The sequence below is a fragment of the Aureimonas sp. Leaf427 genome (assembly GCF_001425485.1).
Taxonomy (GTDB): domain Bacteria; phylum Pseudomonadota; class Alphaproteobacteria; order Rhizobiales; family Rhizobiaceae; genus Plantimonas.
The window spans coordinates 506,523-532,602 of the sequence record NZ_LMQW01000001.1 but is presented as its reverse complement, the minus strand read 5'-3'; the positions used below and the strand labels follow the sequence as shown (position 1 = coordinate 532,602).

Below are 26,080 nucleotides of genomic sequence, written 5' to 3'. Positions count from 1 at the left end.
GCTCGTTAGCCGGCTTCCTCGACCGGCGCGACGTCGACCGAATGGGTGAGGCGCTGGGGGCCGGATGTGACGATCACGCCGCCGATCGGCGCGACGTCCGCATAGTCGCGGCCGATGGCGACCTCGATATGGTCCCCCGCCGCCGCGACGCCGTTGGTCGGATCGAAGCCGACCCAGCCCGTCTCCTCGCCGAGCCAGACCGCGATCCAGGCGTGCATGGCATCGGCGCCTTCCAGGCGCGGCTGGCCCTTGGGCGGGATCGTGCGCAGGAAACCGGAGACGTAGGCGGCCGGAATGCCGGCGCCGCGAAGGCCCGAGATCATCGCATGGGCGAAGTCCTGGCAGACGCCCTTGCGCGTCGTCATGACCGTGTCCACCGGCGTCTCGATCGTCGTCGTGCCGGAGGCGTAGGTGAAAGCTTCGTAGGTCTCCTTCGTCAGCCGCAGGAGCGCGGGGCCGGCCGGCTCGTCGGGATCGGGCAGGCGCTCCTTGTAGAAGGCGGTGGCGAGGGGCGAGCCCGGCAGCATGCGGCTCGCGCCGAGGAAGTGGACCGGGCTCTGCGCGCCGGTATCGCGGCAGAGGAGCCCCGCCTTGCGAAGCGCGGCGATCGACGGCGTCGCGCCGAGATCGGGCTCGTGCGTCTTGACCGCGATGCGGGCGCGCATCTCGATCTTCAGGGACTCGTGCGGACGGTAGAGGCGCAGGTGATCGACGCCGTTTCCGAAGAAGTCGGATTCGCGCACCGTCTCGTCCGGCTCGGGATCGACCCGCACCACCTTCGAGGCGACGTGCTGGCGCTTGGTCTCGCGCGGGCGAAGGCGCAGGATGTGCCGCGCGTCCTTGACCGCCGAGGGGTAGTCGTAGCCGAACTTCAGCGTGATGTCGTAGACCATGGCCTTGGGATCGCGCCGAATGCTCATTCGTGGTCGAGCCCCTGATGGACCGTGTCCGGCCCCGCCGCGAAGTAGCGCTGGCCGAGAAGATCGGAGATTTCGCCGAGATCCCTGGCGATGCGGTCGAGGAAGGCCTGATCCACCTCCACCGGCCCGGCGGTCACGAGCCGGACCTGCAGCCGCGCGATGCGGCGCGAGAGCTGGTCGAGCGAGGCGCCGGGCTGCACGCCCGGAAGCTGGCCGATCGTCTCCTTCAGGGCATTGACCTGGAAGGCGACGGAGCGCGGGTTGAGGGGATCGAGCACGGCCAGATCCAGCACCGTCTGCGGCGAGAGCGTCACGGAGTAGCGCCGGCGGTAGGTCACGCGGCTGTCGACGAATTCCAGCAGCGCCTCGAGCGCGCCTTCCGGCGCATCCGTGCCGATCAGGCGCGAGGCGACGGTCGCGGTCGAGCGCGCGCGCTCGAGCGAGCGGCCGCAGGAGAGAAACCGCCAGCCCGCGAACTGGTACATGTTCTCGCGCACCAGTCCTGTGAAGCCGGCAAGGCGCGTCAGGACGGCGCTGGTGACGTCGGCGAGATCGCTCGGCTTCTCTCCCTCGAGACTGTCCGACAGAAGCTCTACGATCTCGCCGAGGACGCGCCAGCCGTCCGGCGAGAAGCGGTCGCGGATGCGCGAGGCGATGTCGAAGGCGCCGCGAACGAGCGTCAGGAGGCCGCGCGCGGGCTTTTCCTCCGCGATGTCGACGCCGAGCTGCGCCAGAAGCGTTTTGACCGCTTCCTCCAGAAGGCCGGGCCTCGCCACGGCGGTTCGCGCCGCGTGAAGGCGCAGAAGGCGGGTCGCGACCTCCGCGCGCTCGGCATAGCGGCCGAGCCAGTAGAGATTGTCGGCGGCTCTGGCCGGCAGCGCGCCGGGCACGCGGCGGATGAAGCGGGCCTGCGGCGGCCCGAGCAGCGTGATCGGCTGCGCCTCCGTCTGCGATCCCACCCAGACGTCGATCGAGCGACCGCCCGCCTGCATGGAGACGGCGGTGGCGCTCGTCGCGTCCGCGACGCGGGCAAAGCCGCCCGGCATGACGTGCCAGCCGTCCTCGTTGCGCGCCAGGAAGACGCGCAGCGCGACCGGGCGCGCCTCCAGCCTGTCGCCGACGAAGACGGGCGCGGTGGAAAGGGCGGCGACCTCCTGCCCGACGACGCCGAGCGCGTCGAGCGAAAGCTCCGCCCGCAGCGCCTCCCGGCTGCGCGCGACCGGGCCGGCGGCGCTGGCGCCCGGCGGGAAGGCGCTGTCGAAGGACAGGCGCTCGGCCTGCTTTTCCAGAAAGGCCTTGGCGGCGGGCGTGCCGCCCCACCATGTGGCGATCGTCGGAAGTTTCAGCCCCGTGCCGAGGAGCGCCTCGGCCAGACTCGGCTGGAAGGCGAGGAGGGCGCGCGTCTCCAGAATGCCCGAGCCCAGCGCGTTGACCACCTCGACCTCGCCCGAGCGCACCGCCCGCACGAGGCCGGGCGTGCCGATATAGCTCTTCGGGAAGAGTTCCAGCGGGTCGGCGAAATCGGCGTCGAGCCGGCGCCAGAGGACGCGCAGCGGCTTGAAGCCGTCGACGGTGCGCACCTCGACCGAGCTGCCGTGCACGACGAGATCGCCGCCCTCCAGAAGCAGGAAGCCGAGATAGCGCGCGAGATAGGCGTGCTCGAAATAGGTCTCGTTGGCGGGGCCCGGCGTCAGAAGCCCGATGCGGGACTGGATGCCGCTGCCGTTCAGCGCAAAGAGCGAATCGCGGAACTTGCCGAAGAACCCCGCGATGCGCTGGACCTTCAGCTCCGCGGCGATCTCCGGGAAGGCCCTCGACGTCGCGACGCGGTTCTCCAGCGCGAAGCCTGCGCCCGAGGGCGCCTGCGTGCGGTCGCCGAGCACCCACCAGCGCCCGTCCGGCCCACGGCCGAGATCGACCGCGATGAAGCGGATCAACGGCTTGCCCATCAGGCCCTGGCGCCCGAGCGGGCGCAGGAATTCCGGGTTGCGGCCGACGAGGGCGGCGGGCAGGTGGCCCTTGGCGATCAGCGAGCGCGTGCCGTAGAGGTCGCCGCCGAGCTTTTCGAGAAAGCTCGCGCGCTGGACGAGGCCGGCTTCGAGCTCGGCCCATTCCTTCGGCTCGATGACGAGGGCCGGATGGGCCAGCGGCCAGCCGCGGTCGTCCTCCGAGGAGCCCGTGCCGTAGACGCGGTAGAAGACGCCGGCCTCGCGCAAGTATTGCCGCGACGAGCGGAAGCGCGCCGCGCGCTCGGCCGGGGCCATGGCGGCGAGCGCCTCGATCAGCGGCCGGTAGTGGGGGCGGATCTCGCCCGCTTCGTCCAGCATCTCGTCGTAGACGCCGGGCTGCCTGCGATAGGCCGACAGGAACGCGGCCATCGCGTCCTTGCCGGCCTTCGTCTTCGTTTCTTCGACAGGCGCTGCGCTCAAAGGGCGAGGCCGGACGGACGTCTGAGGTCGAGCGTCATCGGGAAGGACGGATCGGGCACCTCCCGGAGCGGCTCGTAGAAGCCCGGCGTGTGGCCGAGTTCCTCGAAGCGTGCCAGACGGCGCGCCTCGGCCTCGTTGGCGTTGACGGGGAACGTGTCGTAGTTCCGGCCGCCGGGATGGGCGACGTGATAGACGCAACCCCCGAGCGAGCGCTTCGACCAGCGATCGTAGATGTCAAAGGTCAGCGGCGCGTGGACGGGGATCGTCGGGTGGAGGCCCGACGCCGGCTGCCACGCTTTGAACCGTACGCCCGCCACCGCCGCGCCCGTGCCGGCGAGCGGCGTCAGCGGCACGAAGCGGCCGTTGCAGGTGACGGCATGGCGGCCGGGATCGTAGTTCGAGAGCTTCACCTGAAGCCGCTCGACCGAGGAATCCACGAAGCGCACGGTGCCGCCGATGGCGCCGGTCTCGCCCATGACGTGCCAGGGCTCCAGGGCCTGCCGCAGTTCCAGCTCGACGCCTTCGCGTTCCATCTTCCCGCAGAAGGGGAAGCGGAACTCGGACTGCGCCTCGAACCATTCCGAACGGATCGGAAAGCCCGAGCGGCCGAGATCGGCGAGAACGTCGAGGAAGTCCTGCCAGAGGAAGGCGGGCAGCATGAAGCGGTCGTGGAGCGTGGTGCCCCAGCGCGCGAAGCGGCCGGTCTGCGGCTCCTTCCAGAACTTGGCGACGAGCGCCCGGATCAGGAGCTGCTGGGCGAGCGACATGCGCGCGTCCGGCGGCATCTCGAAGCCGCGGAACTCGACCAGCCCCAGGCGGCCGGTCGGGCCGTCCGGCGAATAGAGCTTGTCGATGCAGATCTCGGACCGGTGCGTGTTGCCGGTCACGTCCACGAGAAGGTTGCGGAAGAGCCGGTCGACCAGCCAGGGCAGAGGCGGCAGGCCCTCGCCCGGCAGCGGCACCTGCGCCATCGCGATCTCCAGCTCGTAGAGCTGGTCGTGCCGTGCCTCGTCGACGCGCGGCGCCTGGCTCGTCGGGCCGACGAAGAGGCCGGAGAAGAGATAGGACAGCGAGGGATGGCGCTGCCAATGCAGGACGAAGGACTTCAGAAGGTCCGGCCGGCGCAGGAAGGGCGAATCGTTCGGCGTCGCGCCGCCGACCACGACGTGGTTGCCGCCGCCGGTGCCGGCATGCTTGCCGTCGATCATGAACTTGTCGGTGCCCAGCCGCGACTGGCGCGCCTCCTCGTAGACGGTGCGCGTGATCGAGACGCACTCCTTCCACGACGTCGCGGGATGGACGTTCACCTCGATGACGCCCGGATCGGGCGCGACGCGCACGACGTTGATGCGCGGATCGTATGGCGGCGGATAGCCCTCGATGACGATCGGAAGGTTCCGGTCCTCCGCCGAGGCCTCGACCGCGGCGACGAGGTCGAGATAGGCCTCGACCGTCTCGAGCGGCGGCATGAAGACGAAGAGCTTGCCGTCCCGCGGCTCGACCGAGAGCGCGGTGCGGACCGAGCCGAAGATCTCCTGGCTCACCTGCTGGGGCGGGCTCCAGATCGGCGTGTCGTGCGCCTCGATGCGGCGCTGGTTGCGGCCGAGATCCTTGGGGTCCGGCAGGGGCCCGCGCTCCTCGGTCGGGTCGGCGGGATGGGTGTAGGGATAGCGCGCGGGGGCGAGATAGGGCAGGGAGCCCAGCGGCAGGCGATAGCCGACCGGGCTGTCGCCGGGGGTCAGGAAGATGTGCCCGCGCCGCGTGCCCCAGCGCTCCGACATCCAGCGGATGCCGAAGGCCTGGGACTGCCAGGCCTGGATGGGCAGGACCATGCCCGAGACCTTGTTGAGGCCCCGGTCGAAGACGCGCGAGAGGCGCAGGCGCTCCTCGGGGTCCTCCAGCTTGGAATCGGTCGGCTCGACATTCTCCGGCAGCTGCGCCTCGCGAACCAGCCAGTAGGCGGGGTCCTCGAAGGCGGGCGCCGCGTTGTCGGCGGGAACGCCGAGAGCCTCCGCGACATCGCGCACCAGAAGCTCCGCCTGCTCGACGGTGACGCCGCTATCGGCCTTCTCGCGCGCGACGAGGTTCACGTCGCGCCAGATCGGCTTGCCGTCGCGCCGCCAGTAGAGCGAGAAGGTCCAGCGCGGCAGCGTCTCGCCGGGATACCACTTGCCCTGGCCGTAATGCAGGAAGCCGCCGGGCGCGAAGCGGTCGCGCAGGCGCCGGATGAGATCGTCGGCGAGCGCGCGCTTGGTCGGGCCCGTGGCGGAGGCGTTCCACTCGTCGCCCTGGAAATCGTCGATCGAGACGAAGGTCGGCTCGCCGCCCATGGTGAGGCGGACGTCGTTGGCGATCAGCTCGGCATCGACCTGTTCGCCGAGCGCGTCGAGCGCCGCCCAGCTCTCGTCGTCGAAGGGGGCGGAGACGCGCGGGCGCTCGGCGATGCGGTCGACCGTCATCTCGAAGGCGAACTCGACCTCCGCATAGTCCACCGCGCCCGAGATCGGGGCGGCCGAGCGGTAGTGCGGGGTCGCGGCCAGCGGAACGTGGCTCTCGCCCGTCATGAGGCCGGAGGTCGGATCGAGGCCGATCCAGCCGGCGCCGGGCAGATAGACCTCGGCCCAGGCGTGGAGATCGGTGAAGTCCACCGTGGTGCCGGCCGGCCCGTCCAGCGCGACGAGGTCGGGCTTCAACTGGATCAGGTAGCCCGAGACGAAGCGCGCGGCGAAACCCAGCTGGCGCATGATCTGGACGAGCAGCCAGGACGTGTCGCGGCAGGAGCCGGACGCGCGCTCCAGCGTCTCCTCCGGCGTCTGCACGCCGGGCTCCATGCGGATGAGATATCCGATCTTCTGCGACAGGAGCCGGTTCAGCCCGACGAGGAAGTCGACCGTGTGGGTCTCCGACCGGTCGAGATCGCGCAGGAACTCGGCAAGGCGCGGACCGGCCTCCTCAGGCCCGAGATAGGCGAGGAGATCGGTCTTTAGGCCCTCCTCGTACTCGAAGGGCCAGGCGCTTCCATAGTCTTCGACGAAGAAGTCGAAGGGATTGTAGACCGTCATGTCGGCGACGAGGTCGACCTCGATCTTGAACTCCGTCGCCTTCTCCGGAAACACGAAGCGGGCGAGGTAGTTGCCGAACGGGTCCTGCTGCCAGTTGACGAAGTGGTTCTCGGGCGTGACCTTCAGCGAATATGATGGAACGCGCGTACGCGAATGCGGCGCGGGTCGCAGACGCACCGTCTGCGGCGCCAGATTGACCGGCCGGTCGTACGTGTAGTGCGTGACATGATGGACGGCTGCGAGGATCGACATCGGCACTCTTCGGTCAGCGCTGCGGGAGCGCGGGGAAGCGGCTGGTTTCGCGCGACCATAGGGTCTCGCCCGGCATCCCGATAGAGATGCGCCGGGCCCCGTCCTGTCAAAGTATTTTTGCAATGCACACGAGAGGAGCGGAACCGACAAATCCGCCTCGCATTAGCCACAAACTCCTCCGCGCCGATTCAGAGCGCCCCAAAAGGCCTTCCGATGAAACTCTTTTCGTGCCCGTCCTGCGACAATGTCGTGTTCTTCAACAACACGAAATGCGAGCGTTGCCAGCATGCGATCGGCTACGAGCCGCTGACGAATCGCATGCTCGCGCTGGAGCCCGACGCGGAGACGGGCTTCTGGACCTCGGTCGGCCGCAAGTCGGACGGCTCCAAGTGGAAGTACTGCGCGAACTACGAATATGCCGTCTGCAACTGGCTGCTTCCCGCCGACAGCCCGGAGCGCCTGTCGCTCGCCTCGCGCTACAACCGCGTCATCCCCGACCTGTCGCGCCCCGAGAACATGATGCTCTGGCAGCGCATGGAATTCGCCAAGCAGCGGCTGATCTACACGCTCCTGCGCCTCGACCTGCCGCTGCCCGACCGGAACGAGCATCCCGAGGGCCTTGCCTTCGAGTTTCTCGGCGACGATCCGACGAGCGAGGAGAAGGTCCTGACGGGGCATCAGGACGGGCTCATCACCATTTCGCTCGCCGAGGCGGACGATGCCGAGCGCGAGCGCCGGCGCACGGCCATGGGCGAGCCCTACCGCACGCTGCTCGGCCATTTCCGCCACGAGGTCGGCCATTGGTACTGGGACCGGCTGGTGCGCGACGGCGGCGTGCTCGAAGAGTGCCGCGCGGTCTTCGGCGACGACACGGTGGACTACGGCGAGGCGCTGAAGGCGCATTACGCCAACGGCCCGAAGCCCGACTGGCAGGACGACTTCGTCTCGGCCTATGCGGGCGCCCATGCCTGGGAGGACTTCGCGGAGACCTGGGCGCACTATCTCCACATCGTCGATTCGCTGGAGACCGGCGGTTCCTGGGGCATCACGCTCCATCCGCGCCTCGACCGCGAGGGCATCCTGACGACCGATCTCGACTTCACGGTCTTCGATTCCTCGACGACGATCGATCAGATCTCCGAGGCCTGGTACGCGCTGTCCTCCGCGCTGAACTCGCTGAACCGCTCCATGGGCCAGAAGGACGTCTATCCCTTTGTGCTCTCGCCGACCGTCATCGCCAAGATCGGCTTCATCCACGATCTCGTCCACGGCCGCGTCGGCTCCGGCCATGCGACGGGCGGGCTGGAGGAAGCGGCCGAGGAGACCGGCGGCACCGTGCCCGCCGCCGCCTGACGGAGTGACGGATCGGGCGGCTCGAACGGCCGCTCGACAGATGCGTGCGACGCGAAGTCGTGCCGCCACCGCCCATGCCGGGCGACGACCGCGCCCCAATTAGACGGGAACACCGCCGTATAGCGACCAGAGCCGCGACCGGACGGGGAACCTCTCGACGACTGAAACCTTCGGACGGGACGAAGGTCGTCGAAAGCTCCCGTCGCGCCCGCCTTCGGGTGATCGCTAGCCGGCCACCGATGAAAGGGACATCGATGCTGACCAACAACCAAGACCGGACCTTCTTCCAGGAAACGTCCTGGGGGCCGAGGATCACGGCCGACGGCGCCAAGTTCCGCCTCTGGGCGCCGACCGTCGCCTCGATCGAGCTCGTCACGTCGGGCGGCGCCCAGGCTGACTCCGGCGAAGGCGCCGAGCCCGTGTCCGTCGGCTCGCTCGTCCAGGGCGAGGAGGGCTGGTGGAGCCTCGAGACGAACGCGATCGCCATCGGCCAGCCCTACGGCTTCCGGATCGACGGCGGCATCGTCGTGCCCGATCCGGCGGCGCGTGCGCAGGTCGGCGACGTGCACAGCCTGTCGGTTCTCGTCGATCCCGAGGCCTATCGCTGGCGCAGCGCCGACTGGAAGGGGCGCCCCTGGGAGGAGACCGTCTTCTACGAACTGCACACCGGCACGTTCACGCCGGAGGGCACGTTCGAGGCGATCATCGAGAAGCTCGACTATCTCAAGGAAACCGGCATCACCGCCATCGAGCTTCTGCCCGTCGCCCAGTTCGGCGGCCAGCGCGGCTGGGGCTACGACGGCGTGCTCCTCTACGCTCCGCACACGGTCTATGGCGGCGTCGAGGGGCTGAAGCGGCTCGTGGACGCGGCGCACGAGCGCGGCCTCATGGTCTTCCTCGACGTCGTCTACAATCACTTCGGACCCGACGGAAACTACATCGGCGCCTATGCCGAGGAGTTCTTCCACCCCGAGATCCACACGGCCTGGGGCGCGGCCATCGCTTACGACAAGAAGCCCGTGCGCGAGTTCATGATCGAGAACGCGCTCTACTGGCTGAACGAGTTCCGGCTGGACGGCCTGCGCCTCGACGCGATCGATTCGATCGAGGACACGACCGACGTGGAGCTGGTGCGCGAGCTCGCCGCCCGGGTGCGCGAGACGATCACCGAGCGCCATGTGCATCTCACCACCGAGGATGCGCGCAACATCACCTGGCATATCGAGCGCAACGAGAAGGACGCGCCCAAGCTCGTCAGTGGCGAGTGGAACGACGACTTCCACCATTGCGCCCATGCGCTCGCGACCGGCGAGAACGAGAGCTACTACGCCGACTATTCGCGCGGCTCGACCCAGCAGATCGCGCGCACGCTCGCCGAAGGCTTCACCTACCAGGGCCAGCACTCGCCGCACCGCGACCGCGACGTCGGCTTTCCCTCCGCCCACCTGCCGCCGACGGCCTTCGTCAACTTCATCCAGAACCACGACCAGATCGGCAACCGCGCCTTCGGCGACCGCCTCGCCGATCTCGCCTCGCGCCGCGCCGTGCAGTGTCTGCAGGCCATCCTCTTCCTCTCGCCGCAGATCCCGCTGATCTTCATGGGCGAGGAATACGGGGAGACGCAGCCCTTCTGCTTCTTCACCGACTTCCACGGCGAACTCGGCGAGGCCGTGTCCAAGGGGCGGCGCGAGGAGTTCAAGACCTTCGCGGCCTTCAAGAAGGACTCGACGCGCGACCTCATCCCCGATCCGAACAAGCTCTCCACCTTCGAGGCCTCGCGCCTCGACTGGAGCGGCCGGATGCGGCCGACCTACCGGCTCGCCTGGGAGGAGAACAAGAAGCTCCTGAAGCTGCGCCAGGAGAAGATCGTGCCGCATCTGAAGGGCGCGCCGCCGCATGCGGGCTCCTACCACGTCTCCGACTCGCGGGCCTTCGAGGTCTGCTGGACGCTGGCGGACGGCAAGGCGCTGCATCTCTTCGCCAATCTCGACGACGAGCCCTGGGGCCTGCCGGAGGACATCGCGCGCAGCGAGCTGACGGACGGCGAGACGATCTATGCAAGCGAGCCCGAGGCGGTCGATATGCTGAAGGACGGCAGGCTTCCCGGCTACACGGTCGTGGTGCGTCTGGCCGACCGTCTCCAGATCGAGAAGCGCTGACATGACCGACAAGCTCGACCGCCTCGCCGAAAGCCACGGAATCCAGATCGGCTACATTTCCGAACTCGGCGAGCGCAAGGTCATCGACGATCCGTCGAAGATCGCCCTGCTCCGGGCGCTCGGCGTCGACCCCGAGGGCGAGGCCTTCGGCACGTTCGACGAGAACCTCGACCCGGCGACGAGCCGCTGCGAGGTGCCGGAGACCCTGCGGCACCACAAGGCCTGGGGCATCGCCTGCCAGCTTTACAGCCTGTCCTCCGGCCGCAATCTCGGGATCGGCGATTTCGAGGATCTCGCCGCGCTTGCCGTGATCGCGGCCGATGTCGGGGCCGATTTCGTCGGGGTGAACCCGCTCCATGCGCTCTTCATGGCGGACGCCGCCCGCTGCAGCCCCTACTCGCCTTCCAGCCGGCGCTTCCTCAATCCGCTCTACATCGCGGTCGACAAGCTGCCGGGCGGCCGGGCGGCGCTCGACGAGGCGAAGGCCGCGATGGCGGCGGATTTCGAGGCGCTGTCCGGCGACATCATCGACTATGCCGCGATCGGGCGGATCAAGAGCGCCGTGCTGCGCACCCTCTTCGACGCTGGGCGCGAGGCGATCGTCGGCGACGATGATTTCGATCGGTTCATGGCCGGCGGTGGGGACTCGTTGCGGGCCTTCGCGCTCTTCGAGTCCCTGTCGGCCCGGATGGTCCGCGAGGGGCACCATGCCGGCTGGCACTCCTGGCCGGAGGCCTATCGCGACCACGCCTCGGCGGACGTCGCCGCCTTCGCCGAAGAGGCGGAAGACGACATCCTCTTCCACGTCTGGCTCCAGTACACGGCCGATCGCCAGCTCGGCGAGGCGCAGGCCCGGGCGCGGGACGCCGGGATGCGGATCGGGCTCTATCTCGATTTCGCCGTCGGCGTCGCGTCGGACGGCGCGGAAACCTGGCTCGACGCGGAGCTGACCATGAAGACGGCGCGCATCGGCTCGCCGCCCGACATGTTCAACTCCTCCGGCCAGGACTGGGGCATCGCGCCCTATTCGCCCAAAGCGCTGGCGGACCGGAACTACGAGCCGCTGGCCGAGACCTTCGACGCGCTGACGCGCCATGCCGGCGCGATCCGCATCGACCACGCGATGGGCCTTGCCCGCCTCTGGCTGATCCCGGAGGGGCGCAATTCCGGCGGCGGCGGCTATGTGCGCTATCCGCTGGGACGCATGGTGGACACGGTCTCCCGCGCCTCCACCTCGAACCATTGCCTCGTCATCGGCGAGGATCTCGGCACCGTGCCACCCGGTTTTCGCCATGTGATGACGGAGGCGGGCGTCCTCTCCTACCGCGTCCTCTATTTCGAGCGGCACGGCGAGATCGCCTTCCTGCCGCCCTCGGCCTATCCCGAGCTCGCGCTGGCCTGCATCTCCACCCACGACCTGCCGACGCTGACCGGCTGGTGGCAGGCGATCGACATCGGCCTTCGCGCCGAGACCGGCCGCCAGAGCCCCGAGCGGACGGAAACGCAGCGCGAGGAGCGCAAGCGCGACCGGCGCCTGCTTCTGGCGGCGCTGAAGGAGGAGACGGTTCTGCCCGAGCCTTACGACCGCGCCGCCACCGGCGAGGACCCGCTGCCGGGCCGGCTGGAGCAGGACCTATCGGACGCCGTCCACCGGTTCCTCGCGCGGTCCCCCAGCCTTCTCGTCGCCGCGCAGATCGAGGACATGGTCGGCTCCGACCGCCAGCCCAACCTGCCGGGCACGATGGACGAATATCCGAACTGGCGCATCCGCCAGTCCGTGCCGCTGGAAGACCTCGCCACCCATCGCGGTTTCGGCAGCGTCGCCGAAGCCCTTCGCCTGGAGCGTCCGGGCCCTCATCAGACACCGGAGAGCGCATGAGCCGCACCCTGATCGCCACCTACCGGCTCCAGTTCCGGGAGGGGACGGACTTCGAGACGGCCCGGGCGCTGGCGCCCTATCTCCAGACCCTCGGCGTCAGCCATCTCTACGCCTCGCCGATCTTCTCGGCCTCGCCCGGCTCGACCCACGGCTACGACGTCGTCGACTACAACGCCTTCGAGGAGAATCTCGGCGGCGACGAGGGCTTTCTCGCCATGAGCGACGCGCTGTCGGGCCGCGACATCGGGCTGCTGCTCGACTTCGTGCCGAACCATATGGGCGTCTCGCCGGAGAACGCCTGGTGGGAGGACGTGCTGGCCTGGGGCCGCGACAGCCGCCATGCGCACACGTTCGACATCGCCTGGGACGCCGAGAAGGTGCTCATCCCGGTGCTCGGCAAGCCCTATGGCGAGGCGGCGGCGTCCGGTGATCTCTCCGTCGTGCTCGACACCGAGCGCGCGCGCCTTCGCTTCGACGCGGCCGGCTACGAGCTGCCGCTCGATCCGCGCACGCTGGGGGCGATCTTCGGCTTTCTCGACCATCCCGAGCGCGACCGGCTGATCCGCCGCTTCGCCGTCGCGACGCCGGTCGAGGCGGAGGAACTGACCGAGCGGCTCCGCGAGCATCTGGCGGAGGCGAGCTTCGCCACGGCGCTCGACGCCGCCGTCTCCGCGATGAACGCCAACAAGGCCGCGCTGCACGATCTCCACGAGGCGCAGGTCTGGCGCCTCGCCTGGTGGCGCACGGCGCGCGAGAAGCTGACCTATCGCCGCTTCTTCGAGATCGCCGATCTGATCGGCGTGCGCCAGGAGCTGCGCCACGTCTTCCGCGACTCGCACCGCACCGTCATCCGGCTCGCCCGCGAGCGCAGGCTCGACGGCATCCGCATCGACCATGTCGACGGCCTCGCCGATCCGAAGGCCTATTTGGAAGACCTGAAGCAGGCCTTCCAGTCGGTCCGGCGCGAGCCGCTGATCCATGTCGAGAAGATCCTGACCGGCGAGGAGCGGCTGCGCACCTCCTGGAAGATCGAGGGCACGACCGGCTACGAGTTCATCACCGCGCTCGCGGGTCTCTACGTGGATTCCTCCCAGGAAGAGGCGATGACGGAGGCCTATGCCGGCTTCCTCGGCCAGGAGGAGGATCTGCGCGCCATGATCCTCGGTCAGAAGCGCTCGATCTTCTCGCGCAACCTCGCGGGCGAACTTGCCTATCTCTCGGCGGAGGCGCTCGGCGTCGCCTCGCGCGGGCTCGCCACGCGCGATCTCGGACAGGACACGATCTCGCGCTCCATCGTCGAGGTCGCCGCCGCGCTTCCCGTCTACCGGACCTATGTCGGCGTCGAGGGCGTGCCGCAGAAGGACGTCGCGATCATCGACGATGCCGTGACGCTCGCAAAATCGCGCCGCGAGGTGGAGGCGGACGAGCCGATCGACTTCATCGGCCGCCTGCTCAAGCTCGACTTCGAGGACGGACGCGACGTCGCCGGCGCCCTGAACTTCACCCGCCGCTTCCAGCAGACGACGGGCGCGGTCATGGCGAAGGCCGTGGAGGACACGGTCTTCTACCGCTACAACCGCCTGATCGCGCTGAACGAGGTCGGCGGCGAGCCCGACCATTACGGCGCGCCGGTCTCGGCCTTCCACGAGGCGATGGAGATCCGCGTCGAGGACCAGCCGGAGGGCCTGCTCGCGACCTCCACGCACGACACCAAGCGCGGCGAGGATGCCCGCGCGCGGCTCTATACGTTGAGCGAGGCGCCCGGGCGCTGGGCCGAGATCGTGCGCGAGGCCGCAGAGGCCCTGGCGCCGTTCCGGATCGAGATCGAGCCCGGCTTCGTCTCGCCGGACCCGGCGAGCGAGTGGATGTTCTACCAGGGCCTGCTCGGCGTCCTGCCCGCCGATTTCGACCCGGCGGATGCCGACGCCCGCGCGGCGATCGGCAAGCGGCTCGCGGGCTTCATGGAGAAGGCCGTGCGCGAGGCCAAGCGCTACACGAGCTGGACCGCGCCGGCGGAAGCTTACGAGACCGCGCTGCAGGACTTCGTCGCCGCCGCGCTGGACGAGGCGAAGTCGGGCACCTTCCTCGCCGATTTCTGGGAGAAGGTTCAGCCCTTCGTCGCGGCGGGCGCGCTGACCTCGCTGTCGCAGACGCTGATCAAGATGGCGGCGCCGGGCGTGCCCGACATCTACCAGGGCACGGAGTTCTACGATCTCAGCCTCGTCGATCCCGACAACCGCCGCGCGATCGACTTCTCGGCCCGCGAGGAGACCATGTCGAACGGCCATTCCATGACCGGCGCGCTGGAGCATTGGCGCAACGGGCATGTGAAGGCCAAGCTCACCGCGGCCGGGCTCAAGGTGCGCGCGAGCGCGCCGGAGCTCTTCACCAAGGGCGCCTACGTGCCGCTGGAGGTGACGGGCGAGAAGGCCGCTCATGTCGTCGCCTTCGCGCGGACGGACGCGGAGGGACGCGCGGCCATCGCCGTCGCGCCGCGCCTCTGCCTGTCACTGATCGAGGGCGGGGCCGGGTTCCTACCCGGCAAGGGCGGCTGGGGCGACACGCGCGTGGTCCTGCCGCGCAAGCTCGCCGGGCTCGACTACGACGACGGCCTGATGGGCGGCTCGCTGAAGGTCGGCTCCGCGCTGGAGCTGGGAAAGCTGCCGAACGATCTGCCCTTCGCGCTGCTGATCTCGACCTGATCCGGGTGTGGATTTGGCTCAGGTCCGGCCGCCGATGACGGCGGCCGGATTTCGGGCATAGCCGGGGCCGATGGTCAAAGGCGCTTTCGGCATGACGGCTCCGTCGAGGTCGGAGGTGACGGTGAACTCGGTCTGGAAGATCGGCTTGTGCTCCCAGCCTTCCAGAAGCCGGACCGTCACCCGATAGGGCCGATCCTTGCGAATGCCGGCGAGACCCGGCGTGCGGATGGCATATTGCCGGCTCGCCGGCCACAGGCGCTCGGTGACGAGGATGGGAGGCCCGCCGACCGGGTCCTCGAAGCGCGCCTCGATGACGGATGCGTTCGCGACGGGGCGAAGCAGTTGCGCGGTGAAGCCGTAGGAGGCCTCCGCCAGCCGGTAGTTGAAGAGGAAGCCCTTGCCGGCGATCCTCAGATAGGGCCTCTCGCCGGGCGGCGTGCGCGTCGCCCAGCCGATGGCGAGCAGCACGGCCAGGAGCCCGGCGCCGGCCAGCACGATCTGGCGCAGTCCGATATGCTTCAACCCTTTGCGTCGTCCGCCACCATTTGCCATGGGCCGCCTTCCTTTTTCACCGGACGGGCGGTTCCGCTCTGTCTCGGGCAAGCTCGATGGGGTAGCCAGGGCCGATTCGATGGCAGCTCAACGAACGGCCCCTTCCCATGCAGACCGGCATTCTTCTCGGCTTCCTCGGATACTTCATCTATGCCTGCTCGGATGCCTTCATCAAGGCGCTCGGGCCGTCGCTGCCGATCTTCGAGATCGCCTTCTTCACCGCTCTCTTCGCGCTGATCCCGGCCCTCTTCACCAAGCGCTCGGAGGATAGCTGGCGGGCGGTCTTCACGCCGCAGAACCCCAAGCTGATCGCCGTGCGCATGACGAGCGGCACGATCGGCGGGCTTCTGGCCGTCGTCGCCTTCACCACGCTGCCGCTCGCCGAAGCCTATGCGCTGATCTTCCTCCTGCCGATCTTCGTCACGATCCTGTCGGCTCTCGTCCTCAAGGAGACGATCGGCTGGAAGCGCCGCGTGGCGGTCGTCGTCGGCCTGCTCGGCGTCATTCTCGTGGTGCGTCCGGGCTTTCGCGAGATCCTGCCGGGGCATATCGCGGCCGTCGGCTGCGCGCTCTGCGGCGCGGTCACGGTGATCGTCCTTCGCAAGCTCGGGCCGACCGAGCGGCGCATCACGCTGATCGGCTCGGTCATCGTCGCCTCGATCGCCGTCAACGGCGTCCTGATGATCCCGACCTTCGTCATGCCCTCGGCCGACATCTTCCATCTGATGGTCGGCGCCGGCCTCTGCGCCGGGCTCGGCCATCTCATCCAGGTCTTCGCCACGCGCGCCGCCCCCGCCAACCGCGTGGCGCCGACGCAGTACAGTCAGATCATCTGGGCGGCCGTGATCGGCGCGACCTTCTTCGGCGAGGTGCCGGACCTCATTGGCATGGCCGGCATGGCGCTGGTCGGCGTCGCCGGGCTCTTCACCTTCATCCGCGAGGAGCAGCGCTTCCACTGGTCCTGGCGCACCCCGCTCGTGCGCAACCGCGGCTGACGCAGCGGCACTCCGGCGCGCCTGGCCTGCGCTCCCTGCGGCGAGGGAGCGCAGCGGAAAAGAGCCTGTCGTATCATGCTACTACCCGGCCCGGCCGGCGCCCTCCTAGTCTTCGATTCAACCAAGGCGACGAAGAGGCCGGCAGCCATGGGTTGCCGCAGCAGGGGCAGAGCATGGCAAAGCTGATTCACGCGATGATCCGGGTCGTGGACGAGGCCCGGTCGGTTTCGTTCTACGAGACCGCCTTCGGCCTTTCGGTCGCCGATCGCTTCGAGTTCGACGGGTTCACGCTTCTCTACCTCTCCAATCCCGAGACCGGCTTCGAGCTGGAGCTGACCGTGAACAAGGGCCGCGAGTCCTACGATCTCGGCGACGGCTACGGCCATCTCGCCGTCTCGGTCGAGGATCTCGACGCGGAGCGGGAGCGGCTCGTCGCGGCCGGCCTTTCGCCCAAGGACATCAAGCAGCTCGAGCACGGGAGCGGCCTCAAAGCCCGCTTCTTCTTCATCGAGGACCCCGACGGCTACAAGATCGAGGTTCTCCAGCGGGGCGGCCGATACGTTTAGACTTCGAAGCATGGGCCGCCCGCGCTGGGAGGCGCGAACGGGCGGCCGACAGACGGGAGGAGCCCAACGCATGACCCATCTCGATTTCAGAGGACAGACCCCATCCGGCCTGTCCCGGCGCGGCTTCCTGAAGGCCGCGGCCGGCACGACGCTTCTCGCCATGACGATCGGCGCGGACGGTCTCGTGTCCGGCAAGGCCTGGGCGCAGATGCCCAAGGCGACGAAGCCGGAGACCTTCGCCTCGCTCGTCCAGATGTCGCGCGACTGCTATCCGCACGACCGGATCGAGGACAAGTTCTACGCTACCGCCGTCGAAATCATCGACGAGGCCGCGCGCTCTTCGCCCGAGCAGCTGACGCTTCTCGAAGACGGGATGGGCGCGCTCGACAAGGCCGCGAGCGAGGCGCACGGCAGCCCCTACGCCAAGATCGCGCGGGAAGAGGACCGCGTCGCCCTTCTGAAGGCCATCGAGGACGGGCCCTTCTTCCAAAAGGTGCGCAGCAATCTCGTGGTCGGGCTCTACAACCAGAAGGATCTCTGGCCGATCTTCGGCTACGAGGGCGCCTCGGCGGACAAGGGCGGCTACATCGAGCGTGGCTTCGACGATATCGCCTGGCTCGCCTGAACCGCCACGGCTTCACCCCATCGCATTTTGACAGAGCCGGCTCGGCCAATCCGCATCAAGACGGATGGCAGACCCGTGCCCCGGGAGGATTCGACCCATGCCTGCACCCTATGATCTCAACGATTCCAGCGTCTTCGTCATCGTCGGCTCGGGTGCCGGCGGCGGCACGCTCGGCACGCAGCTCGCCCTCAAGGGCATCGACACCGTCATCCTGGAAGCCGGCAAGCGGCACGAGACCTGGGACTTCATCAACGACGAATGGGACAGCTTCGCCCAGCTCGCCTGGACGGACAAGCGCCTGACCTCGGGCTCCTGGGACATCACCAAGAGCTTTCCGAACCTGCCGGCCTGGATCGTTAAGTCGGTCGGCGGCTCGACGGTCCACTGGGCCGGCGCCTCGCTCCGCTTCCAGGAGCACGAGTTCAAGACGCGCACCCATTACGGCGAGATCGCCGGCGCCAATCTCATGGACTGGCCGATCGATCTCAAGGAGATGGAGCCCTGGTACGCCAAGGCGGAGGACCGGATGGGCGTGACGCGCACCAACGGCATTCCCGGCCTTCCCGGCAACAACAATTTCAAGGTGCTGGAGGCCGGCGCGAAGAAGATCGGCTACAAGGAGGTCCATACCGGCCATATGGCGATCAATTCCGAGCCGCGCGACGAGCGCTCGTCCTGTCTGCAGATCGGCTTCTGCTTCCAGGGCTGCAAGTCCGGCGCCAAGTGGTCGACGCTCGTTGCCGAGATCCCGAAGGGCGAGGAGACGGGCAAGCTCGAAGTTCGTCCCTCCTGCCAGGTCCTTCGCATCGAGCACGACGACGCAGGCAAGGTGACGGGCGTCGTCTATGCCGATGCCGACGGCGTCGAGCAGCGCCAGAAGGCGAGGGGCGTCGCGGTCGCCGGCAATTCGATCGAGAGCCCGCGTCTGCTCCTCAACTCGCATTCGACGATGTTTCCGGACGGGCTCGCCAATTCGTCGGGCCAGGTCGGCAAGAACTACATGCGCCACACGACCGGCTCGGTCTACGGGCTCTTCGAAAAGCCGGTGCACATGTATCGCGGCACGACCATGGCCGGCATCGTGCGCGACGAGGCCCGGCACGACACGAGCCGGGGGTTTGCGGGCGGCTACGAGTTCGAGACGCTGTCGCTCGGCCTGCCCTTCATGGCCGCCTTCCTCGACCCGCTGAAATGGGGCCGCGACTTCTCGGACGCGCTCGACAACTACAAGAATCTGGCCGGCCTCTGGATCGTCGGCGAGGACATGGCACGCGAGGAGAACCGCATCACGCTCGCCGCCGACGACAAGGACGTCTTCGGCATGCCGATCGCCTCCGTCCATTTCGACGACCACGAGAACGACACGGCGATGCGCGACCACGCCTACAAGCAGGGCTCGGCGATCTACGATTCGATCGGCGCGATCCGCACGATCCACACGCCGCCCTATCCCTCGACCCACAATCTCGGCACCAACCGGATGAGCGAGAAGGCCGCCGACGGCGTCGTCAACCGCTTCGGCCAGACGCACGACGTTTCGAACCTCTTCGTCTCCGACGGCTCGCAGTTCACCTCCGGCGCCGCCGAGAACCCGACGCTGACGATCGTGGCGCTGGCGCTGCGCCAGGCCGACCATATCGCGACGCGGATGAGCCGCGGAGAGCTGTAGGACCCTGGAAGGGGCGCTTCGACCGGCGCCCCTTTCCGCCCGCCGGTGCCGGCCGGCTGAAGGCTCCGCCTACGCCGCGACGCGCACCGGAACGCTCTTGGCGCGCTCCATCTCGGCCGAGCGCAGGCAGGCGCAGCGCAGGAGCGAGGCGAAGTTGCGCGCTTCGCCGTGGATCTCCAGCACCTCCTCGTAGAGGACGGTGAGGAAGCGCGGCAGGGTCATGCCCTGCTCCCGCGCCAGATCCTCCAGCACGCGCCAGTACATGGTCTCGAGGCGAATCGAGGTGGAATAGCCGGCCAGACGCACCGAGCGCGTCTCGCTCTCGTATTCGGCGACCGCAATCCCGGAAAATACGTGACACATGGCAATCCTCCCTCTCGGCCTCCCGTCTGGAACGATTCCATATTCCGCCATTCCCGCTTCCAGACAATCTCCTTTCCGTGCTGCATTGCAACCGTCTGCGACTTGGCGTTAGCTCGCAGCCGGGTATTGATCTTCTGGGGGCTAGAGCTTGACCATCCGCAAAATTCTCGTGGCGAACCGTTCCGAAATCGCGATCCGCGTCTTTCGTGCCGCCAACGAGCTCGGTCTCAAGACGGTGGCCATCTGGGCGGAGGAGGACAAGCTCGCGCTGCACCGGTTCAAGGCCGACGAGAGCTATCAGGTCGGGCGGGGGCCGCATCTGAAGAAGGATCTGGGCCCGATCGAGAGCTATCTCTCGATCGAGGAGATCATCCGCGTCGCCAAGCTGTCGGGCGCCGACGCGATCCATCCGGGCTACGGCCTCCTGTCGGAGAGCCCGGAATTCGTGGACGCCTGCAAGGAGGCCGGCCTCACCTTCATCGGCCCGACCGGCGACACGATGCGCCGGCTCGGCAACAAGGTCCAGGCGCGCAATCTCGCCATCGAGGTCGGCGTGCCCGTGGTGCCCGCGACCGATCCCTTGCCGGACGACATGGACGAGGTCCGGCGGATGGCCGCCGAGATCGGCTATCCCGTCATGCTGAAGGCCTCCTGGGGCGGCGGCGGGCGCGGCATGCGCGCCGTGCGCGAGGAGAAGGACCTTGAGCGCGAGGTCATCGAGGGCAAGCGCGAGGCCAAGGCCGCCTTCGGCAAGGACGAGGTCTATCTCGAGAAGCTCGTCGAGCGCGCCCGGCACGTCGAGGTGCAGATTCTCGGCGACACGCATGGCAACGTCGTCGATCTCTTCGAGCGCGACTGCTCCATCCAGCGCCGCAACCAGAAGGTCGTGGAGCGCGCGCCCGCGCCCTATCTCGACGACACGCGACGCCGCGAGCTTGCCGGCTACGCGCGAAAGCTCGCGGAGGCCACGGCCTATGTCGGCGCGGGCACCGTCGAGTTCCTGATGGATGCCGATACGGGCGCGTTCTACTTCATCGAGGTGAACCCGCGCATCCAGGTCGAGCACACGGTGACGGAGGTCGTCACGGGCATCGACATCGTGAAGGCGCAGATCCACATCCTCGACGGACACGCGATCGGCACGCCGGAATCAGGCGTGCCGCGCCAGGAGGACATCCGGCTGAACGGCCATGCCCTCCAGTGCCGCATCACGACCGAGGACCCCGAGCACAATTTCATTCCCGACTACGGCCGCATCACCGCCTATCGCGGCGCGACGGGCTTCGGCATCCGGCTCGACGGCGGCACGGCCTATTCGGGCGCCGTCATCACGCGCTTCTACGATCCGCTTCTGGAGAAGATCACCGCCTGGGCGCCGAGCCCGGAGGAGGCGATCGCGCGCATGGACCGGGCGCTGCGCGAGTTCCGCATCCGCGGCGTCGCGACGAACCTCACCTTCCTCGAAGCGATCATCACGCATCCGAAGTTTCGCGACAATTCCTACACGACGAAGTTCATCGACACGACGCCGGAGCTCTTCGCGCAGGTGAAGCGCCGCGACCGCGCGACGAAGCTCCTGACCTATCTCGCCGACGTCACGATCAACGGCCATCCCGAGACGCGCTCGCGGCCGAAGCCGAGCAAGGATCTGGCGCTGCCCGTGCCGCCGGTCTTCCACCAGCCGATCCTGCCGGGCACGCGCCAGAAGCTGGAGGAGCTGGGCCCCGTCGGCTTCGCCGCCTGGATGCGCGCCCAGCCGCAGGTGCTCGTCACCGACACGACGATGCGCGACGGCCACCAGTCGCTGCTGGCGACGCGCGTGCGCACCCATGACATCGTCGCCGTGGCGGATGCCTATGCGCGCTCGCTGCCGCAGCTTCTGAGCCTCGAATGCTGGGGCGGGGCGACCTTCGACGTCGCCATGCGCTTCCTCACGGAGGACCCGTGGGAGCGGCTCGCGCTGATCCGCGAGCGCGCTCCGAACATCCTTCTCCAGATGCTGCTGCGCGGCTCGAACGGCGTCGGCTACACCAACTATCCCGACAATGTCGTGAAGCTCTTCGTGCGTGAGGCGGCCAAGGGCGGGGTCGATCTCTTCCGCGTCTTCGACTGCCTGAACTGGGTCGAGAACATGCGCGTCTCGATCGACGCGGTACGCGAGGCCGACAAGCTCTGCGAGGGCGCGATCTGCTACACCGCCGATCTCCTTGACGCTTCGCGGCCGAAATACGACCTCAAATACTATGTGGGCCTTGCCAAGGAGATGGAGGCGGCCGGCGCGCATATCCTCGGCGTCAAGGACATGGCGGGCCTCCTGAAGCCCGCCGCCGCGCGCGTCCTCTTCAAGGCGCTGCGCGAGGAGGTGGGCCTGCCCATCCATTTCCACACGCACGACACGTCCGGCATCGCGGCGGCGACGATCCTGGCGGCGGTCGATGCCGGGGTCGATGCGATCGACGCGGCGATGGACGCCTTCTCCGGCAACACGTCGCAGCCCTGCCTCGGCTCCTTGAACGAGGCGCTGCGCGGCTCGGAGCGCGATCCCGGCCTCGACCAGGACGCGATCCGGCGGATCAGCTTCTACTGGGAGGCCGTGCGCCACCAGTATTCGGCCTTCGAGAGCGATCTCAAGGGTCCGGCCTCGGAGGTCTATCTCCACGAGATGCCTGGCGGCCAGTTCACCAACCTGAAGGAGCAGGCCCGCTCGCTCGGCCTCGACACGCGCTGGCACGCGGTCGCGCAGACCTATGCGGACGTGAACCAGATGTTCGGCGACATCGTGAAGGTGACGCCGTCCTCCAAGGTCGTCGGCGACATGGCGCTGATGATGGTGAGCCAAGATCTTTCCGTGGCCGAGGTCGAGGACCCCGCCAAGGATCTCGCCTTCCCCGAAAGCGTCGTCTCCATGCTGCGCGGCGATCTCGGGCAGCCGGCTGGCGGCTGGCCGCAGGCGCTGCAGAAGAAGGTGCTGAAGGGCGAGGCGCCGATCACGGTCCGGCCGGGCTCGCTGATCGCGGAGGCCGACCTTGCGGCCGAACGGGCCAAGATCGAGGAGAAGCTCGGCGCCAAGCTCGACGACCAGGCCTTCGCCTCCTACCTCATGTATCCGAAGGTCTTCACCGACTTCCATGCCGCGCAGGAGCTTTACGGCCCCGTCAGCGGCCTGCCGACGCCCAGCTATTTCTACGGCATCGAGCAGGAGGAGGAGGTGTTGATCGATCTTGAGCGCGGCAAGACGCTGGTCGTGCGCTGCCTCGGCTTCGGCGAGACCAACGACAAGGGCCTGCGCACCGTCTTCTTCGAGCTGAACGGCCAGCCGCGCCGGGTGAAGGTCCCCGACCGCAACCGGACGGGCGCCTCCGCCGCCAAGCCCAAGGTCGAGCCGGGCAACACGAACCATGTCGGCGCGCCCATGCCCGGCGTCGTCTCCACCCTCGCCGTCGCGCCCGGCCAGAACGTCAAGTCCGGCGACGTGCTCCTTTCCATCGAAGCCATGAAGATGGAAACCGCCCTCCACGCCGACCGCGACGGCACGATCGACGCCGTCAACGTCAAGGTCGGCGACCAGATCGACGCGAAGGACCTGCTGGTGTCGTTCAAAGCGGCTTGAGGGGTATACGGGGAGCGTGACCTCGCGCCGGAAGAGGTCCGGCGCTCTCGGCGGGCTCGGGGATGAGGGAGCGACGCCCGAGGCGGCGGCGCATCCTCAACCCGATGGCATGCCCCTCATCGGCCTGCCGGCCACTTCTCCCCGCAGGGGAGAAGAACCAGGTTCTGCAAGGGGCTGCGCCTTCGGTCCGAAGAGTCGGACGCGCTCGGTCTCGAAGTCCCCTTGCGCCGGCGACGAATCGCAATCGCTTGGAGGTCGGCCTGATCTCTCCCCTTGCGGGGGAGATGCCGGCAGGCAGAGGGGGGTGCCTCGCACGAACGTTGATGGCCGCCTCGCGCTATGGTTTCCGACTGAAGCGTTTGCGGGAGGCACCCCCCTCTGTCCTGCCGGACATCTCCCCCGCAAGGGTGGAGATCGGCAGCTTTGGCGGTTCTGCGCGGTCTCGACCTTCGCGAGAAGAGCCTTGGGCCGCGACGGGACCTCGGCCGCCGGGAGGTTGGCCTGATCTCCCCTATTGCGGGGAAGATGCCTGCAGGCAGAGGTGGCGTCTCGCACGAAGCTTGGATGCCGCCTCGCGATGTGGTTTCCAATCGGGGCGTCGGCGGGAGGCACCCCCTCTGTCCCGCCGGACATCTCCCCGTGAGGAGGGATCGGATGATCTTGCAGGGCGCGAGCCTGTCGCGCCTTCGCGGATTGACATCGTCCCATGCCATCTGACAAACCGTGCACGATGATGCACGATTCAAATTCCAATGCCATCCGATTGGCCGGACAGCGGCAGGCGGAGATCGCGGCGATGCTGGCTCGGGACGGGCGGGTCGTGGCCGGCGATCTCGCGATGCGCTTCGGCGTGTCGGAGGATACCGTTCGGCGCGATCTGCGCGAGATGGCGGCGGAGGGGCTTTGCCGGCGGGTCTACGGTGGCGCGCTGCCGGCGGCGCCGGACGGAGGCACGATCGATCAGCGGGTGGCGCAGGGGGCGCTCCGCAAAGCGGCGCTGGCGCGGGCGCTGGTCTGCACGATTGCGCCGGGTTCGTGCATCTTTCTCGATGCCGGCTCGACCAATCTGGCGGTCGCTGCCGCCTTGCCGGCCCAGGCGGGGCTGACGGTCGTGACCAACGCGCCGGCGATCGCCTCGCTGCTGGCGAGCCGAACGGGTTTCGAGATCATCGTCGTCGGCGGGCGGCTCGATATCGCGAGCGGGGCCTGCCTCGGGCCGCAGGCGCTGCGCGATCTCGAGCGCTTCCGCTTCGCCGCCCTCGTGCTCGGCGCCTGCGGCGTCGATGCGGTGGCGGGCGTCACGGCGCATGTCTTCGAGGAAGCCGAACTGAAGGCCGCCGCCGCCCTGCGGAGCGCGACGATCCTCGTGGCGGCGACCAACGAGAAGCTCGGCACGGCCGCGGCCTTCCACGTCGTTCCCGCCGACCGCATTTCGCGCCTCGTCGTCGAAGCCGATTGCGGCGCGGAGCGGCTTGCGCCTTTCGAGGCGCGCGGCCTGCCGGTGGCCACCGCCGAGCCCCTGCCGCCCGCCGAGACGGCCGGCCTGCGCCGCTCCCGCAAGCTACCTGCCGGACGGGCCACCCAGGCCATCCCGGCGCCCTTGCCCATTCTGAAGCCCTTCCCGATCGAAGCATCCGGGGGCTCCGAGGAGATGTCATCGTGACCGACACCTATTCCGCGACCGAGGCGGCTCCCGCGCGGGGCATCGCCGCAGGGTCCTGGCCGGCCGAGCGCATCGCCGTTTCCGCCGCCTTTCTCGCCAACGGCTTTCTCATCGGAAGCTGGGCGCCGCAGATCCCGCTGTTCGCCGCCCGGCTCGATCTCTCCAAGCCCGAGCTCGGCCTGATGATCCTCGCCTTCGGCCTCGGCGCGGTCGGCGCGATGCCGCTCGTCGGCCGGATGATCGCCAAGGGCGGCTCGCGCGGGCCGATGCTCGCTCTGCATCTGGCGATGATCGCGGCCATGCCCGCGCTGGCGCTGGTCGGCAGCGTGCCGCTCGGCGTCGCGGCCATCCTTCTGGCCGGCGTGACGACGGGGGGCATGGATGTCGCGATGAACGTCAATGCGGTCGCGGTCGAGCGGCGCATGGATCAGGCCATCACCTCCGCCTGTCACGGGTTCTGGAGCATCGGCGGCCTTCTCGGCGCGACCCTCGGGGGCTTTGCCATCGCCGGGCTCGGCGGCACGGCGCATGGGCTGATCGTCGGCGCGGTCATCGCGCTTCTCCTCCTGCCGGTCTGGCGCTCCGCGCTGGCGGACGGGCCGGAGCCTGCATCGGCTGAAACCAGGGAGGCCACCGCCTCGCAGGGCGGGCTCGCCGCCTATGGCCGGGCGGTGGCGGTCGGTCTCGTCGCGCTGGCCGCGATGATTCCCGAAGGCGTCGCCATCGACTGGAGCGCGATCTATCTCCGCGAGAGCCTGGAGGCGGAGGCGGCCGTCTCGGGCCTCGCCTTCGCCGCGCTCGCGGCCTCCATGGCCGTCCTGCGCTTTGCCGGCGACGGAATTCGAAACCGCTTCGGCGCGGTGCGCACCGTGCGGGGCTCGGCCGTCTTCGGCGTGGCGGGACTGCTCCTGATCGCGGCGGCGTCCTCCGTGCCCGTCGCGCTCCTGGGCTATGCGCTGATGGGCGTCGGCCTTGCCAACATCGTGCCGATCGCCTTCTCGGCGGCGGGCAATCTGCGCGATCTTCCCAAGGGCGTCGGCATGTCGGTCGTCACCACGTTCGGCTATTCCGGCATTCTCGTCGCGCCCTCGGCGATCGGCTTCGTGGCCGAGCATTTCGGCTTCGGGCCGATCTTCCTCGGGCTCGCGGTGGGGCTGGCAGGCGTCGCGCTCGCCGCCCGTCTGCTCGCCGCGGCGGACGACCGGGCCGGCGCCTGACGCCGGTCCGCCTCTTCGCTGGACGAGACGAAGAACCCCCCTGCGCCGCTCGGCTGAGGGGGGC

Annotated in this window: 16 protein-coding genes; 11 read left to right on the top strand and 5 right to left on the bottom strand. The window is 68.6% G+C overall.

Annotated features, from left to right (window positions below; all coding sequences use genetic code 11):
• Window positions 1-5: 5 nt before the first annotated feature.
• The 3 genes from ASG62_RS02250 to ASG62_RS02240 are packed head-to-tail and all read right to left on the bottom strand — an operon-like array spanning window position 6 to window position 6,663.
• Entirely contained in the window at window positions 6-920 is a 915-nt protein-coding gene (locus ASG62_RS02250; RefSeq protein ID WP_244487558.1) for a transglutaminase family protein, read from the bottom strand.
• On the bottom strand, window positions 917-3,298 hold the full coding sequence (locus ASG62_RS02245) for a circularly permuted type 2 ATP-grasp protein (protein ID WP_156381923.1): 2,382 nt from the start codon (window positions 3,296-3,298) through the stop codon (window positions 917-919). Before ASG62_RS02245 ends, ASG62_RS02250 begins: the two co-directional genes overlap by 4 nt.
• A 47-nt stretch (window positions 3,299-3,345) precedes the next feature.
• Entirely contained in the window at window positions 3,346-6,663 is a 3,318-nt protein-coding gene (locus tag ASG62_RS02240; RefSeq protein WP_056694245.1) for a DUF2126 domain-containing protein, read from the bottom strand.
• 213 nt (window positions 6,664-6,876) lie between these two features.
• Between ASG62_RS02240 and ASG62_RS02235 the strand changes: the two genes are divergently transcribed.
• The 4 genes from ASG62_RS02235 (at window position 6,877) to treY (ending at window position 14,756) form a co-directional block, all read left to right on the top strand.
• The gene (locus ASG62_RS02235) at window positions 6,877-8,016 is read left to right on the top strand and encodes a putative zinc-binding metallopeptidase (protein WP_056694246.1); all 1,140 of its coding nucleotides are present in this window, start codon (window positions 6,877-6,879) and stop codon (window positions 8,014-8,016) included.
• A gap of 254 nt (window positions 8,017-8,270) precedes the next feature.
• Entirely contained in the window at window positions 8,271-10,175 is a 1,905-nt protein-coding gene (treZ, locus tag ASG62_RS02230; protein WP_056694247.1) for a malto-oligosyltrehalose trehalohydrolase, read from the top strand.
• Between the two features lies 1 nt (window position 10,176).
• Entirely contained in the window at window positions 10,177-12,054 is a 1,878-nt protein-coding gene (malQ, locus tag ASG62_RS02225; RefSeq protein WP_056694248.1) for a 4-alpha-glucanotransferase, read from the top strand.
• Window positions 12,051-14,756 (top strand): malto-oligosyltrehalose synthase, encoded by a 2,706-nt coding sequence (gene treY, locus ASG62_RS02220; RefSeq protein ID WP_056694250.1) that lies wholly within the window; start codon window positions 12,051-12,053, stop codon window positions 14,754-14,756. Before malQ ends, treY begins: the two co-directional genes overlap by 4 nt.
• A gap of 18 nt (window positions 14,757-14,774) precedes the next feature.
• Here the strand turns inward: treY and ASG62_RS02215 are convergent, their stop codons facing one another.
• Complete coding sequence (locus ASG62_RS02215; protein WP_056694251.1) at window positions 14,775-15,308, bottom strand: hypothetical protein; 534 nt, start codon at window positions 15,306-15,308, stop codon at window positions 14,775-14,777.
• A 107-nt stretch (window positions 15,309-15,415) separates the two neighbouring features.
• Between ASG62_RS02215 and ASG62_RS02210 the strand changes: the two genes are divergently transcribed.
• The 4 genes from ASG62_RS02210 (at window position 15,416) to ASG62_RS02195 (ending at window position 19,163) form a co-directional block, all read left to right on the top strand.
• Entirely contained in the window at window positions 15,416-16,303 is an 888-nt protein-coding gene (locus ASG62_RS02210; RefSeq protein WP_056694253.1) for a DMT family transporter, read from the top strand.
• A gap of 173 nt (window positions 16,304-16,476) precedes the next feature.
• Window positions 16,477-16,869, top strand: a complete 393-nt coding sequence (locus tag ASG62_RS02205) for a VOC family protein (RefSeq protein WP_056694937.1) — start codon at window positions 16,477-16,479, stop codon at window positions 16,867-16,869.
• Window positions 16,870-16,939: 70 nt separating this feature from the next.
• Window positions 16,940-17,494 carry a twin-arginine translocation signal domain-containing protein gene (locus ASG62_RS02200; RefSeq protein WP_056694255.1) on the top strand — a complete coding sequence of 185 codons (555 nt, stop codon included), beginning with the start codon at window positions 16,940-16,942 and terminating at the stop codon, window positions 17,492-17,494.
• Between the two features lie 97 nt (window positions 17,495-17,591).
• The gene (locus ASG62_RS02195; protein ID WP_056694257.1) at window positions 17,592-19,163 is read left to right on the top strand and encodes a GMC family oxidoreductase; all 1,572 of its coding nucleotides are present in this window, start codon (window positions 17,592-17,594) and stop codon (window positions 19,161-19,163) included.
• A gap of 69 nt (window positions 19,164-19,232) precedes the next feature.
• On the opposite strand, the gene ASG62_RS02190 is transcribed toward ASG62_RS02195, so the two are convergent.
• Window positions 19,233-19,526, bottom strand: coding sequence for a ribbon-helix-helix domain-containing protein (locus ASG62_RS02190; protein ID WP_056694260.1), 294 nt, complete (start codon window positions 19,524-19,526; stop codon window positions 19,233-19,235).
• A gap of 148 nt (window positions 19,527-19,674) precedes the next feature.
• Here ASG62_RS02190 and pyc point away from each other — a divergent pair, with 148 nt between their 5' ends.
• From pyc to ASG62_RS02175, 3 genes are all read left to right on the top strand, one after another.
• Complete coding sequence (pyc, locus tag ASG62_RS02185) at window positions 19,675-23,136, top strand: pyruvate carboxylase (protein ID WP_056694261.1); 3,462 nt, start codon at window positions 19,675-19,677, stop codon at window positions 23,134-23,136.
• A gap of 706 nt (window positions 23,137-23,842) precedes the next feature.
• A complete protein-coding gene (locus ASG62_RS02180; protein WP_244488585.1) occupies window positions 23,843-24,799 on the top strand; it encodes a DeoR/GlpR family DNA-binding transcription regulator in 957 nt (318 codons plus the stop codon).
• The gene (locus tag ASG62_RS02175; RefSeq protein WP_156381922.1) at window positions 24,796-26,016 is read left to right on the top strand and encodes an MFS transporter; all 1,221 of its coding nucleotides are present in this window, start codon (window positions 24,796-24,798) and stop codon (window positions 26,014-26,016) included. Before ASG62_RS02180 ends, ASG62_RS02175 begins: the two co-directional genes overlap by 4 nt.
• The last annotated feature ends 64 nt before the right edge of the window (window positions 26,017-26,080 follow it).

Coding starts and splice junctions, on each gene's coding strand:
- ASG62_RS02205 (WP_056694937.1), top strand. CDS start 16,477: ATGGCAAAGCTGATTCACGCGATGATCCGGGTCGTGGACGAGGCCCGG.
- ASG62_RS02195 (WP_056694257.1), top strand. CDS start 17,592: ATGCCTGCACCCTATGATCTCAACGATTCCAGCGTCTTCGTCATCGTC.
- ASG62_RS02245 (WP_156381923.1), bottom strand. CDS start 3,298: ATGGCCGCGTTCCTGTCGGCCTATCGCAGGCAGCCCGGCGTCTACGAC.
- ASG62_RS02210 (WP_056694253.1), top strand. CDS start 15,416: ATGCAGACCGGCATTCTTCTCGGCTTCCTCGGATACTTCATCTATGCC.
- ASG62_RS02190 (WP_056694260.1), bottom strand. CDS start 19,526: ATGTGTCACGTATTTTCCGGGATTGCGGTCGCCGAATACGAGAGCGAG.
- ASG62_RS02240 (WP_056694245.1), bottom strand. CDS start 6,663: ATGTCGATCCTCGCAGCCGTCCATCATGTCACGCACTACACGTACGAC.
- ASG62_RS02250 (WP_244487558.1), bottom strand. CDS start 920: ATGAGCATTCGGCGCGATCCCAAGGCCATGGTCTACGACATCACGCTG.
- ASG62_RS02180 (WP_244488585.1), top strand. CDS start 23,843: ATGCCATCTGACAAACCGTGCACGATGATGCACGATTCAAATTCCAAT.
- malQ (WP_056694248.1), top strand. CDS start 10,177: ATGACCGACAAGCTCGACCGCCTCGCCGAAAGCCACGGAATCCAGATC.
- treY (WP_056694250.1), top strand. CDS start 12,051: ATGAGCCGCACCCTGATCGCCACCTACCGGCTCCAGTTCCGGGAGGGG.
- ASG62_RS02215 (WP_056694251.1), bottom strand. CDS start 15,308: ATGGCAAATGGTGGCGGACGACGCAAAGGGTTGAAGCATATCGGACTG.
- ASG62_RS02235 (WP_056694246.1), top strand. CDS start 6,877: ATGAAACTCTTTTCGTGCCCGTCCTGCGACAATGTCGTGTTCTTCAAC.
- ASG62_RS02200 (WP_056694255.1), top strand. CDS start 16,940: ATGACCCATCTCGATTTCAGAGGACAGACCCCATCCGGCCTGTCCCGG.
- treZ (WP_056694247.1), top strand. CDS start 8,271: ATGCTGACCAACAACCAAGACCGGACCTTCTTCCAGGAAACGTCCTGG.